Genomic DNA, 13,336 nt, shown 5'->3' with positions numbered 1-13,336 from the left:
TGCGGGAGCGCGATGTCGGCAGCGGACGTGAAAACGCCCCGCATGCGGGGCGTTTTCCGACGGACCGGGTGGCGCGGGATTACAAGTAGTCTTCCGCGTTCAGGCCCATCACGTGCGAGAAGCCGCCGTCGACGTAGGTGATCTCGCCGGTGATGCCGGACGCCAGGTCCGACAGCATGAAGGCGGCGGTGTTGCCCACTTCTTCGATGGTGACGTTGCGGCGCAGCGGTGCGTGCGACGAGGCAAAGCCCAGCAGCTTGCCGAAGTCCTTGATGCCGGAGGCGGCCAGGGTCTTGATCGGGCCGGCCGAAATGCCGTTGGCGCGGATGCCCAGCTTGCCCAGGTTCTCGGCCAGATAGCGTACCGACGCTTCCAGCGACGCCTTGGCCAGGCCCATGGTGTTGTAGTACGGAATGGCGCGGACGGCGCCCAGGTACGACAGGGTCAGCAGCGACGAGCCTTCCTTCAACAGCGGCAGCGCGGCCTTGGCCATGGCCGGGAAGCTGTAGGCCGAGATGTCGTGGGCGATGCGGAAGTTTTCGCGCGTCAGGCCGTCCAGGAAGTCGCCGGCGATCGCTTCGCGCGGCGCGAAGCCGATCGCGTGCACCAGGCCGTCGAGCTGCGACCAGCTTTTGCCCAGGTCGGCGAACAGGGCGGCGATTTGCTCATCGCTCGAGACGTCGCAATCGAACACCAGCGTGCTGTTGAATTCGGCGGCGAACTCGGTGATGCGGTCCTTGAAACGTTCGCCGACGTAGGTGAACGCCAGTTCGGCGCCTTCGCGGTGGCAAGCCTTGGCGATGCCATAGGCGATGGAACGGTTCGACAGCAGACCGGTGATGAGGATTTTTTTGCCTTGCAAGAACGCCATGATGACTCCGATTGCGACTGCGTCGGCGCCGGCTCGGACAGCGGGCGGGGCGACGTCAGCGGGGTTTGTTTTTAGGGTGTGAGGCCGTTCGCCTGGCACGCAAGTGCGAGATTGTAGGACGTGTCAGCTTGGACTGCAACCTTTGATCGCCACCAGACCCCGGCGGCATGCGGGCCGGCCGGGGTCTGGTGGGGGCCGAAACGGCGTCAGTTGCTGGTTTTGCGGGCCGATTTGCCCTTGACCGCATCACGCGGCACGCGCGCCTTGACCAGCGACACCGGGCCGCCCTTGGTGGTCTTGGTGGCGCCGGCGCGCTTGTATCCCGACTTGGAGACATTGGCGGCACGCTCGGCTTCGAACGCCATCGTGGCGTTGTCGGCCACCTCGGGCGCGATATCCAGGTAGGCCGAGGTCGAAACCTTGGGCACCAGGATGGTCGAGCCGGCCTTGAGCATGGAGCGCTGCGGGATGTTGTTGGCCTGGCGTATCACTTCCGGCGTGGTGTGGAAGCGCGACGCCAGCGCGCCGATGCTTTCGCGCGCGCTGGTGATCTTGTGCGTGGTCCAGGTCGACAAGTCCTTGCCCCATTGCGCCAGGTTCAGCTGGAACTTGGCGGCGTTTTCCTTCGGCAGCAGGATCTTGGTCTGCTCGTCGCCGGTGATGACCGGGCGCTTGAACTGCGGATTGAGCGCCTTGAATTCGGCCACCGACAGCTCGGCCAGGTGGGCGGCGATGGTCAGGTCGATATCGCTGGTCTTGTCGACGGCGGTGAAGTAGGGCGTGTTGTCGACCGGCGGCAGGGAGACGCCGAACTGGGTCGGGTTGCCGATGATGTTTTTGACGGCTTGCAATTTCGGCACGTATTCGCGCGTTTCGGTCGGCATCAGCTCCGATAGGCTCTGGAAGTCGGTCGGCTTGCCGGCCGCCTGGTTTTTGGCGATGGCGCGTTGCACCGAGCCTTCGCCCCAGTTGTAGGCCGCCAACGCCAGTTGCCAGTCGCCAAACATGTCATACAGGCGCTGCAGGTAGCTCAGCGCGGCGTCGGTCGAGGCCAGGATGCCGCGGCGCTCGTCCTTGAAGGCGTCCTGCTTGAGGTTGAAGTCGCGGCCGGTGCCGGGCACGAACTGCCACATGCCGGCGGCATTGGCGTGCGACAGCGCCTCCGGGTTGAAGGCCGACTCAATGAACGGCAGCAGCGCCAGTTCGGTCGGCATGCCGCGCTTTTCAAGTTCGGTGACCACGTGGAACAGGTAGCGCGAGGCGCGTCCGGTGGTGATTGCCATGTGGTCGGGACGGGCCGTGTACCACTTGGTATGTTTTGCCACCAAATCGTTGTTAATGTCCGGAATGGCGTAACCGCTGCGAATCCGGCCCCATACGTCTTTTTCGCGGAAAGCATCTTCGTCGACCACTTTGGCCGGCTTGTTGATTTTCAGGGAAGACAGATCGAGGGCGGGGGACTTCGGCAGGGCGGCGAGCGGGGCGGGTGCGGCCGGCGGCAGGTTTGCCGCCTCGTCGTAGGCGTGGCTGGCGGTCGGCGCCAGCAGTGCCAGCAAGGCCGCCAGGGGCGCCGCCACGGCGGCGCGTTTAGGAATTCGAGGATGCATAGTTTTCCATTGTTGTCGACTGAGAAACATCGAACCGACCATGAATAAACGTGGAGTGTACGAAGGTACCTTTGATGAGTCAAGGTTTATGTCAGGCATATGACGAATTAATTTATGCAATAGTTCCGCGAAGATATGGCCGCGATGGCGGCAGAATGCGCGGAGTATGAGATGGCGCAAAGAATGCGTACAATTCCGTCTTTAAGAGAGTCTTCAAGGAATCGCATCATGAGTAGTAGCGCCACCGATCACGCCGCCGTCGTCGCCACCACCGTCGACTGGCTGGAAAAGGCCGTCATCGGCCTGAACCTGTGCCCGTTCGCCAAGGCGGTCCACGTCAAGGGGCAGATCCGATATGTCGTCACCGACGCCGACACGCCGGAAGAATTGCTGGAAAAGCTGATGGAGGAGCTGCAATACCTGGCCGACGCCGACCCGGAAAAGGTCGATACCACGCTGCTGATCCATCCGAACGTGCTGGGCGACTTCGAGGACTATAACGAGTTCCTCGACGTGGCCGACGCCGCGCTGGAGGATTTGCAGCTCGACGGCGAGCTGCAGGTGGCCAGCTTCCACCCCGACTACCAGTTTGCCGACACGCACAAGAACGACATCGAGAACTATACCAACCGTTCGCCGTACCCGACCTTGCACCTGCTGCGCGAGGACAGCGTCGAGCGCGCCGTCGAGGCGTTCCCGGAGGCGTCGGACATTTTCGAGAAGAACATCGCGACCCTGCGCGCGCTCGGGCACGACGCCTGGGACAAGTTGTTGCAGGTGAAGGGATGAGTGACGGCAAGGGCGATGCGCCGGTGCGCCCGGACACGCCATGCGTGGCCGTGTGCTCGACCACCTTCGACGAGATCTGCCGTGGCTGCGGACGCAGCGTGGTGGAGGTGGCGCACTGGGTGTCGATGAGCGCCGACCAGAAGGAACTGGTCTGGCAGCGCATCCTGGCGCAGGGTTACCCGCGCCGCAATAAGTAAACCGGACCCGCCCGGTCGGGCGGGTTGGCGATCAATAGGTGCCGATGAAGTTCTTCTTGCCGATGTCCAGGCCGTTGTGGCGCAGGATGTCGTACGCGGTGGTGGCGTGGAAGAAGAAGTGCGGCAGCGCATAGTGGAACAGATACGTCTGGCCAGTGAAATGCTTGGTCTTTTCGCCGCTGCCGGTGGTGATGGCGCGCTCTTCGCTGCCGGCGATGGTGTCTTGCGGCACGCTGTCGATGTAGGCCAGGGTCTTGACGATGCGCGCCTTCAGGTCCGCGAAGCTCACTTCGGTGTCCTCGTACGACGGCACGTCCAGGCCGCCCAGGCGCGCGGCGGCGCCCTTGGCGAAGTCGCAGGCGATCTGGATCTGGCGGGTGAACGGCAGCATGTCAGGGAACAGACGGAACTGCAGCAGCGCGGCCGGCTCTATCTTTTTCTCGGTGGCATGGGCCTCGGCCTTGTCCAGGATGGCCAGCAGGCTGTTGAGGATCTGCTTGAACACAGGAATCGAGGCGGAATACATGGAAAAAGTGGTCATGGCGTTGTCCTTTTGGGAGATCTATTTGGAGATCGATGTGGAGATCTATGTGGAAATTGAGCCGCGATAATAGCCCGACCTGAGGTTTTTTGCTTGGTGTGTGCCTTGCACGGCAATTTTCCGTGCATAATTCCACTAAGTAATTTTGTAACATGACCTCCACGACAATGCGACCTTTCTCCCTGCCGCGATTTTGTTCGCCCCTCGATGACTAGCGTGATCCACCGCCTGCGGACCAGGCTGGGGGCGCTGTACGGGCTGTCGATCTACGGCGCCCTGTTGCTGGTCGTTTTCGGCGGCCTGGTGATACCGGCCATTATCGGCAGTTATCTGCTCATCGGCGTGCACGAGCAGCAGTCGGCGCGCGTGGCGCTCAACGAGTCGCTGCAGCGCAATGCCGACATCCTGGCGCTGGGCATGCAGGAATCGCTGTGGAACATGAACTCCGAATCGGCCCATTCGCTGGTCGAGTCGGTCATGCGCGACCGCTCGGTGCTGCAGGTGGAGGTGGTCGGCCAGGCCGACGCCCAGTTCATGCACGTGCGTTCGCCGCGCCTCGCCACCGGCAACGTCTACCGCGCCGAGCGCGAGATCCTGGTGCGCGGCGAGAAGATCGGCCGCATCATGGTCGAGATGGACGACGCCCGCAGCCAGCAGGAGCTGCGCGAAAAACAATGGTCGTATGTGTTCGTGCTGGCCGCGCAGCTGACCGTGTCGCTGGCGCTGATCGTGTTGTTCCTCAATTCGCGCCTGATCAAGCCGCTGCGCAAGCTGATGGGCTTTTCCGACCGCCTCTCGCGCGGCGACTTCGAGACCCGGCTCGACCTGGCCGGCCGCGACGAGCTGGGACGCCTGGGCAAGCAGCTCGAGCAGATGCGGGTGGCCATCAAGCGCCTGTTCGAGGACGTCGGCCAGCGCGAAGAGCGCTTCCGCACCATCGTCACGCAGGTGCCGGGCGCGGTGTTCCGCTTCCGTCCGGACGGGCCGATCGACTTCGTCTCCGACGCCATCGAGGACATTTCCGGCTATCCGGCCGCGCAGTTCATGCGCGGCACGACCGACGCCTGGACCAACCTGATCGCGCCGCACGACCGCAAGCGGCACCGCCGCATCATCTCGCAGGCGCTGGGCGACGGCCTGCCGTACGAGGTCGAATACCGCATCGTCGACGCCGCCGGCACCGAGCGCTGGGTGGCCGAGAACGGCCAGCCGCAGCCGCGCGGCGCCGATGGCAATTCGCCGTGGGTCGACGGCATCATCGCCGACATCAGCCAGCGCAAGCACAACGAGATGCGCATCGAGGGCTTGCTGGCCGAGCAAAGCGCCATCCTCGACAACGTCATGTTCGGCGTCATGTTCGTGCGCAACCGCCACATCGTCTCGGTCAACCGCCGCTGCGAGGAATTGTTCGGCTACGAGCCGGGCGGGATGACGGGCGCCTCGACCGCGATCCTGTTCCCGGACCCGTTCGAGTACGAGGCCGCCGGCGCGCGCCAGTACCCGTCGCTGGCCGAGGGCGACTACTTCAACGAGGAGCGCAACTACCGGCGCCCGGACGGCAGCACTTTCTGGTGCATGGTCAGCGGCTATGCGCTCGACAAGCACCGCGCCAACGAGGGCAGCATCTGGGTCTACGCCGACATCAGCGCCCGTAAAGAGGCCGAGGACAAGCTGCGCCTGTCGGCCACCGTCATCGAGCACATCGCCGACGGCGTGGTGGTGCTCGACAAGGACGGCACCATCGTCGCCATCAACCCGGCCTTCACGCAGATCACCGGCTACTCGGAGGCCGAGGCGCTGGGCCACGACTACACGCTGACGCGCTCCGGCCGCCACGATCAGCGCTTCTACGACGACATGTGGCAGGAACAGGTGGACACCGGTTTCTGGCGCGGCGAGCTGTGGAACCAGCGAAAAAACGGCGAACTGTATCTGGAATGGCTGACGGTGAGCGCGGTGCGGGACAGCCGCGGCGTGGGCACCCACTATGTCGGCGTGTTCAGCGACATCACCAAGGCCAAGGAATCGCAGGAAAAGCTCGACCACCTGGCCCACCACGACCCGTTGACGGCGCTGCCGAACCGGCTGCTGTTCCACGACCGCCTGCAGCACGCGCTGCTGCGCGCGGCGCGCGACGGCGAGCAGCTGGCGCTGTTGTTCATCGACCTGGATCGCTTCAAGAACGTCAACGACACGCTCGGCCACCACATCGGCGACGAGTTGCTCAAGCAGGTCGCCAATGCGCTGCTCGAGCGCCTGCGCGAGGGCGATACGCTGGCGCGGCTGGGCGGCGACGAATTCATCGTGCTGCTCGAGGATATCGACAACCAGTTCGGCGCCAGCCAGGTGGCCGAAAAGCTGGTGCAGATGTTCGACCAGCCGTTCACGGTGGCCGGCCACGAATTGTTCGTCACCTGCAGCGTGGGCATCAGCCTGTTCCCGGACGACGCCACCGATCTGAATATGTTGATCCGCAATGCGGACGTGGCGATGTACCAGGCCAAGGCGCGCGGGCGCAACGGCTACAGTTTCTACGCGCCGTCGATGACGGGCGAGGGCGTCGAGCGCCTGCGCCTGGAGACCTTCCTGCGCCGTTCGATCGAGAAGGACGAAGTCTTCCTCAATTACCAGCCGCAGGTGGAAATCGACAGCGGGCGCCTGATCGGGGTCGAGGCGCTGGTGCGCTGGAACCACCCGGAGCTGGGTTTGATACCGCCGATCCGCTTCATCCCGCTGGCCGAGGACACGGGCTTCATCAACCAGCTTGGCAAGTGGGTGCTGGAGGAGTCCTGCCGCCAGATGGTGCGCTGGCAGGAGGCCGGCCTGCACGTGCCCAAGATCGCGGTCAACCTGTCGGCCAAGCAGTTCGAGCGTGGCAGCATCGTCAACATGGTGGCCGACATCCTGCGCGAGACGGGCCTCGAACCCCAGCGCCTGCAACTGGAAGTGACCGAATCGGTGATCATGAACACCGGCGACGCCATGGTCTTCATCAACGACCTGCACTCGATCGGCGTCGGCCTGGCGATCGACGATTTCGGCACCGGTTACTCGTCGCTGGCGTATCTGAAGCAGCTGCCGGTGCAAACGCTCAAGATCGACCGGTCCTTCATCAAGGACATCTCGACCGACGCCAACGACGAGGCGATCGCCATCGCCATCATCCAGCTTGGCAAGAGCATGAACCTGTCGGTCATCGCCGAGGGCGTGGAGACCGAGGAGCAGGCCGCCTTCCTGCTGCGTCACGGCTGCCACCTGGCGCAGGGCTATTTCTATAGCAAGCCGCTGGCCGCCGCCGACATACTGGCGCGCTGGCACTCAAAATAAAAAAACCGGAGACCTCCATGCATGGAGAGAAAAGAAGTGCCCGCCGCAGTTTTCTGTTCGGCGGCGTGGCCGCCGTCGGCGCATTGGTGGTCGGCTGGGGCGTGCTGCCGGTGCGCCAGCGCCTCGACGGCGACCATCCGCTGCCGCTGACGGGCGGTTCGCTGGCGCTCAACGGCTGGGTGGGCGTGGCGCCGGACGGCACCGTCACCGTCGCCATGCCGCGCAGCGAAATGGGGCAGGGCGTGCACACGGCGCTGCCGATGCTGGTGGCCGAGGAGATGGACGTGCCGCTATCCGCCATCAGTCTGGTGCAGGCGCCGATGGATAAGATCTTCGGCAATATCGCCATGCTGCGCGACGGCCTGCCGTTCCATCCCGACGACGACGGCCGCATGAAGGCGGTCGCCCAATGGACCGTCGGCAAGGTCGCGCGCGAGCTGGGGCTGATCATCACCGGCGGCTCGTCGAGCGTCAAGGACGCGTGGGGACCGATGCGCGAGGCCGGCGCCACCGCGCGCGCGATGCTGGTGGCCGCCGCCGCCGGGCAGTGGAAGGCGCGCGCCGCCGACTGCCGCACCGAGGATGGTTTCGTGATTCACGCCGACGGCCGGCGCCTGGCCTACGGCGCGCTGGCCGCAGCGGCGGCGACCTCGCGGCCCGGCGAGGTGCGCCTCAAGACGCCACAGGAGTTCCGCCTGATCGGGCGCCCGCAGCCGCGCCGGGATACGCCGGCCAAGGTGAATGGGCGCGCGGTATTCGGCATCGACGTGCGTCCCGAAGGCCTGTTGTACGCGGCGGTGCGCATGTCGCCCGTGATCGGCGGGACCGTCGCCGGCATCGATACGAATGCGGTGCTGACCATGCCGGGCGTGCTGCGCGTGGTCGACTTTTCCGCCGCGCTCGGGCCGCATTCGGGCGCCGGCGCCGGCGTGGCCGTGGTGGCCAAGACCTGGTGGCAGGCCCGGACAGCCGCGCAAACCTTGCCGGTGCGCTGGACCGACGGTCCGAACGCGGGGCTCTCGAGCGCCGGCGTCTACGCCCAGTTCGCGGCGCTGCTGGACAAGGAATCCGGTTACGCCTATCACCAGAGCGGCGACATGGACGCCGTCGAAGGCCAGGTCGCCGGCATCGCCAGAACCGTCAGCGCCGAATACCGCGCGCCGTATCTGGCGCATGCCGCAATGGAACCGGTCAACTGCACCGCGCAGATCAGGGACGGCAAGGTTTATCTGTGGGCGCCAACCCAGTCGCCCGGTTTCGCTGTGCGGGCGGCGGCATCCGCTGGCGGCGTGGAAGTGGAGGACGTGGTGTTGCAGGTGACGATGCTGGGTGGCGGCTTTGGACGCCGGCTCGACGTCGACATGGTTGCGCAGTGCGTCGCGGTGGCCCGCCAGTGCGGCGGCGCGCCGGTGCAGATGATCTGGTCGCGCGAGGACGACACCACGCACGATGTGTATCGTCCGGCGGCGCTGGCGCGCTTCGTCGCCACGCTGGATGCGGCGGGCAATGTGCTCGGCTACGATAACAAATCGGCCAGCGGTTCGGTGTCGCAGCAGTTCTTCAAGCGTAACCTTGGCTTGCCGGCCGGTGGCCCGGACAAGACCACCGCTGAAGGCGAATTTGATATGCAGTACGAATTCGTCAATCAGCGCATCCGCCACGTGATCGTCGACAGCCCGGTGCCGCTGGGTTACTGGCGCTCGGTCGGCCATTCGCATAACGCCTTCTTCAAGGAGAGCTTCATCGACGAACTGGCGCACGCCGCCGGCAAGGACGGCGTCGAGTTCCGGCGCGGCCTGCTCAAGCGCCATCCGCGCCAGCTGGCGGTGCTCGACGCCGCCGTGGCGCGCGCCGGCGCGGCACCGGAAGGCCGCGCGCACGGCGTGGCGCTGCACCAGTCGTTCGGCACCATCGTCGCGCAAGTGGCCGAGGTGTCGGTCGAAGGCACGGAGATCCGCGTGCACCGGGTGGTGTGCGCCATCGATTGCGGCATGGCCGTCAATCCCAACATCATCGCCCAGCAGGCCGAATCGGGCGTGGTGTTCGGCCTGTCGGCGGCGTTGTACGGCGCGGTGACGATCAAGGACGGCAAGGTCGAGCAATCCAGCTTCCACGACTACCCGGTCGCACGAATGAACCAGGCTCCGGTCGTCGAAACGATTATCATGCCGAGTGCGGAGCACCCGGAAGGCATGGGCGAGCCGGCCACGCCGCCGATCGCGCCGGCGGTGGCCAACGCAATATTCAAATTAACCGGCAAGCGCTTGCGTAGCTTGCCGTTGACGTTATAGGAGAGATGGATGAAGCGTGTTTTATTGTTGGGAGCATGGTTGGTATCGGCGCTGGCCGGCGCCGCCGAGGTGACGGAGACCGGCGTTTTTACGATCGGCGCCACCGAAGTGGTGGGCTATAAACTGAGCCAGGAGGGCGCGCCCGATGTCGAGTACTTCATCTCCAAGACCAAAGAACCGGCGCCGCTGGTGGTGCTGATCCAGGGCTCCGGCTGCGCGCCGGTGTTCAGTGGCCTGGACACCTCGCGCCGCGCGTCCAACGTGTTCGGCTACATCGATCTGGCGCAGCAGGGTAAATACGCGGTCATGGTCGTCAACAAGCCATACTCGCCGAAGGAAGCGCCGGCCGGCGGCGGCATCATCGCCTGCCCGACCGAATTCAATGAGTACTTCACCTTGGAGAACTGGGTGCGCGATCTGGGCCGGGCCTACGACCACGCTGCCCAGCAGCCGTGGGTGCGGGCCGGTTCGTCGCTGGTGCTGGGCGTGTCGGAAGGCGCCACCGCCGCCGCCGGCCTGGCCGAGAAGGAAGGGCGCGTGACCGACGTCGCCATCGTCTCCGGCAGCGGCCCGTCGCAGTACTTCGATTTCGTCGCCGGCGCCTATGCGGCCGGCGGCAGCGACGAGGACATCAAGCGCCGGCTCGATGAGCTGGAAGCGACGCGCGAGAAGATCGCGGCAGACCCGGACAGCGCCAAAGTGCTGGCGTGGGGGCATCCGTACAAACGTTGGAGCAGTTTCTTCCGCGCGTCGTCGACGCGGTCGCTGTTGAAATCGCAGGCGCGGGTCTACATCGTCGGCGGCATGAAAGACACCAGCGTGCCGATGCTGTCGGGCGAAACCATGGCTGCCGAACTGCTGGGCGCAGGTCACGACGTGACGCTGCGTCGGATTCCCAACGTCGGGCACAACTTGCTGCCCGCCGGCGCGGCGGCCGGCAACATGTGGCCGGAATACCAGCGCATCGTCGAATGGTACGCGCGCGGACAAGCCCTGCGCTGACAGCAACCCCAACCAAAGAATCGCCGAGCACGCGCTCGGCGAAAAACTGTTGACATCCCTGATCGTTCGTTTATCCTTACTGAATCGTTACAGTAAATCGATACAGTGAATCGATATAGTAAATAAATGCCGCAGATCGGTCCAGCAATGGTCAACCGACGCGTAAAAGAATGAATGGGGATCGATACCCCATCTTTTTTACCGGTTTACTGTAACGTTACAGTAAACCGTTGCAGTGCCAACAAGATAAATATAAGATACGGAGACAATGATGACTGGACCAACAATGCCCGGCGCCGCGCGCTGCCGACTTACCCCGATCGCCTCGGCGATCGCGCTGCTGCTGATTGGCGCGTTGCCCGTCCACGCGCAGCAGGCAGGCGAGCAGCCGGCGGCCACGGCCGGCCAGCCAACGCTGGAAAAGGTGGTGGTGACCGCCAACCGCCGGGTGGAAAAACTGGAAGACGTACCGGCCTCGATCTCGGTGTTGGGCGAGGAATACCTGCAACGCAATAACGTGCGCGAGCTCGTCGACATCATCAACCTGTCGCCGGCGCTGTCCATGTCGGTCGGCACCCAGGTCGGCACCAACAGCATTAATATGCGCGGCATCGGCACCACCTCGAACAACCTTGGCATCGAGGGCGACGTCGCCATCATGGTCGACGACATCCCCTACGCGCAAACCCAGCAAGCGTTCCGCGACATGTCCGACATGGCCCGCGTCGAAGTGCTCAAGGGACCGCAAAGCACCTTGTTCGGCAAGAGCGCGATCGCCGGCGCGGTGGTGATGACCACCAAACCGATCGGCGCCGGCCCGATGCAGACCAAGGTTAGCCTCTACCACACCAGCGACCAGGAATACCGCGCCTCGGCCTCGCTCAGCGGCCGCTTGTCGGACACCGTCGGCCTGCGCCTGTACGCCAGCAAGACCAACTTCCCCGGCCTGCTGCACAACCTGACCGACGACTCGATGCAAAACGGCTCGGGCGGTAAAACCTTCATGGCCAAGCTGCAGTGGAAGATCTCGCCCGACCTGGATGTGCTGATCACGCCGCGCTACGACCACTCGCGCGCGACCGGCAATACGGAGGCCATCACGTCGATCGGCGAGGGCGTCGGCTACCTGTACAACCGCAAGTACACCGACCTGTCGAATACCGCCGTGCTGCGCGGGATTAACGTCAGCCGCTGGAACCGCCAGATCCGCAACGATTCGCCGACCGGCCTGGAAGCGACCGACCGCGCCATCGGCGTGCGCGTCAACTACGCCTTCCCGGACAGCTCGCCGCTGGCCGGCCATGCGCTGACGTCGATCACTTCGGTCGACAACAACCTGTCCAACGACTTCCGCGACAACGACAACATCGACCTGATCTCCACCTTCTATCAGGTCGACGCCAGCGGCAAGCCGTCCGGCATCGCCGAACCGCCGATGATCAACGGCACCATCGCCAGCAAGACGTCGACCCAGGAATTCCGCCTGACGTCGCCGGACAGCGGCGACTTCCGCTACATCGTCGGCGTTTGGATCGCCCGTAATTCGCTGTACCGCACCTACCTGCGCGGTAACGCCTTCGTCAAGGAAACCAATTACACGAACTACGACACCAATTCGGGCAGCCTGACGCACGCGATCTACGCCAACACCAACTGGGACTTCGCGCCGAAGCAAAGCCTGAGCGCGGGCCTGCGTTTCAACCGCGAGGCCAACGACTATCTGTTCCACACCATCGACAGCCTGTCGTCGAGCGCGCCGGACAACGTGCACACGGGCGAACACCTGTACATCGCGCCGCAGAACAAGGAAAACGCCGTGACCGGAAAGCTCGGCTACACCTACCATCTGAACGATGAGATGATGGTGTACGGGACCACCTCCACCGGTCACAAGGGCGTGGCCTACGACATGACCAGCGGCGCCAATAACGTCAACGTGTTTTCCCGCCTGCCGCTGGCGCCGGAAAAGGCCACCAGTTTCGAAGCCGGCTTCAAGGCCAACTTGTGGAACAACCGCGCCACGTTCAACGCGGCCATTTTCCAGACCCGCTTCCGCGATTACCAGACCTCGGCCACCGAGCGCTTCACCGACGGCAGCCAGGCCAGCGTGTTGTACAGCATTCCATCGCTGCAAACGCGCGGCTTCGAGGCCGACGCCACGGTGCTGGCCACGCGCGCCTTGCTGCTCAACGCCAGCTTCGCCTACACGCGCGCCGTGGTGCGCGACTGGAACCAGGGGCCGTGCTACAGCGGCGCCACCGATTGCACGACGCCAAACGAGCTGGTGCCCGGCTCGTTCCTGCGCGACGCCAGCGGCGGCGTGATGCCGAACGCGCCCAAATGGAAGCTGAACCTCGGCGGCGAATACACGCTGCCGCGCCTGGCCGGGTTGCCGGTTGTGGCAGCGATCAACGCCCAGTGGCGCACGCAATCGACGGCGCAGGGCGCGATCAGCCAGGACCCGACGCTGCAGCGGCCCGGCTACGGCATTTTCGACCTTGGCGCCTCGTTCAAGGACGCCAAGGGACAATACAAGTTATCGGTCGGCGTGAAAAACCTGTTCGACCACCATTACGAGTCGGGCAGCAGCGGCTCTTTTCTCAACTTCAAGCGGGCCGGCGGAGGCCCGGACATCCGGTCCTACGGCTGGAAGCCCGCCCGCGACGCGTTTCGTTACGCCACGATCCGTCTGGACGTGACGTTCTGAGCGC

Annotated in this window: 9 protein-coding genes; 6 read left to right on the top strand and 3 right to left on the bottom strand. The window is 64.6% G+C overall.

Features of this window, described 5'->3' with window-relative positions:
- Window positions 1-79: 79 nt before the first annotated feature.
- Complete coding sequence (gene fabI / locus ACZ0BA_RS12960; protein ID WP_463451679.1) at window positions 80-871, bottom strand: enoyl-ACP reductase FabI; 792 nt, start codon at window positions 869-871, stop codon at window positions 80-82.
- Between the two features lie 206 nt (window positions 872-1,077).
- On the bottom strand, window positions 1,078-2,478 hold the full coding sequence (locus ACZ0BA_RS12955; protein ID WP_463451678.1) for a transglycosylase SLT domain-containing protein: 1,401 nt from the start codon (window positions 2,476-2,478) through the stop codon (window positions 1,078-1,080).
- 228 nt (window positions 2,479-2,706) lie between these two features.
- On the opposite strand from ACZ0BA_RS12955, the gene ACZ0BA_RS12950 reads away from it, so the two are divergent.
- Complete coding sequence (locus tag ACZ0BA_RS12950) at window positions 2,707-3,267, top strand: DUF1415 domain-containing protein (RefSeq protein WP_463451677.1); 561 nt, start codon at window positions 2,707-2,709, stop codon at window positions 3,265-3,267.
- The gene (locus ACZ0BA_RS12945; protein ID WP_463451676.1) at window positions 3,264-3,464 is read left to right on the top strand and encodes a DUF1289 domain-containing protein; all 201 of its coding nucleotides are present in this window, start codon (window positions 3,264-3,266) and stop codon (window positions 3,462-3,464) included. Before ACZ0BA_RS12950 ends, ACZ0BA_RS12945 begins: the two co-directional genes overlap by 4 nt.
- A gap of 31 nt (window positions 3,465-3,495) precedes the next feature.
- On the opposite strand, the gene ACZ0BA_RS12940 is transcribed toward ACZ0BA_RS12945, so the two are convergent.
- Complete coding sequence (locus tag ACZ0BA_RS12940; protein WP_463451675.1) at window positions 3,496-4,005, bottom strand: DUF1993 domain-containing protein; 510 nt, start codon at window positions 4,003-4,005, stop codon at window positions 3,496-3,498.
- Between the two features lie 207 nt (window positions 4,006-4,212).
- Between ACZ0BA_RS12940 and ACZ0BA_RS12935 the strand changes: the two genes are divergently transcribed.
- The 4 genes from ACZ0BA_RS12935 to ACZ0BA_RS12920 all read left to right on the top strand — a co-directional run bounded on the left by ACZ0BA_RS12935 (window position 4,213) and on the right by ACZ0BA_RS12920 (window position 13,332).
- The gene (locus ACZ0BA_RS12935; protein ID WP_463451674.1) at window positions 4,213-7,332 is read left to right on the top strand and encodes a bifunctional diguanylate cyclase/phosphodiesterase; all 3,120 of its coding nucleotides are present in this window, start codon (window positions 4,213-4,215) and stop codon (window positions 7,330-7,332) included.
- A gap of 17 nt (window positions 7,333-7,349) precedes the next feature.
- Window positions 7,350-9,623 (top strand): xanthine dehydrogenase family protein molybdopterin-binding subunit, encoded by a 2,274-nt coding sequence (locus tag ACZ0BA_RS12930; protein WP_463451673.1) that lies wholly within the window; start codon window positions 7,350-7,352, stop codon window positions 9,621-9,623.
- 9 nt (window positions 9,624-9,632) lie between these two features.
- Complete coding sequence (locus tag ACZ0BA_RS12925; RefSeq protein WP_463451672.1) at window positions 9,633-10,625, top strand: alpha/beta hydrolase family protein; 993 nt, start codon at window positions 9,633-9,635, stop codon at window positions 10,623-10,625.
- A gap of 271 nt (window positions 10,626-10,896) precedes the next feature.
- Window positions 10,897-13,332: a TonB-dependent receptor gene (locus tag ACZ0BA_RS12920; RefSeq protein ID WP_463451671.1), complete on the top strand. Its 2,436-nt coding sequence runs from the start codon at window positions 10,897-10,899 to the stop codon at window positions 13,330-13,332.
- Window positions 13,333-13,336 lie beyond the last annotated feature (4 nt).

The organism is Duganella sp. AC917, assembly GCF_979258245.1.
This window is presented reverse-complemented; position numbering and strand designations above follow the sequence as displayed.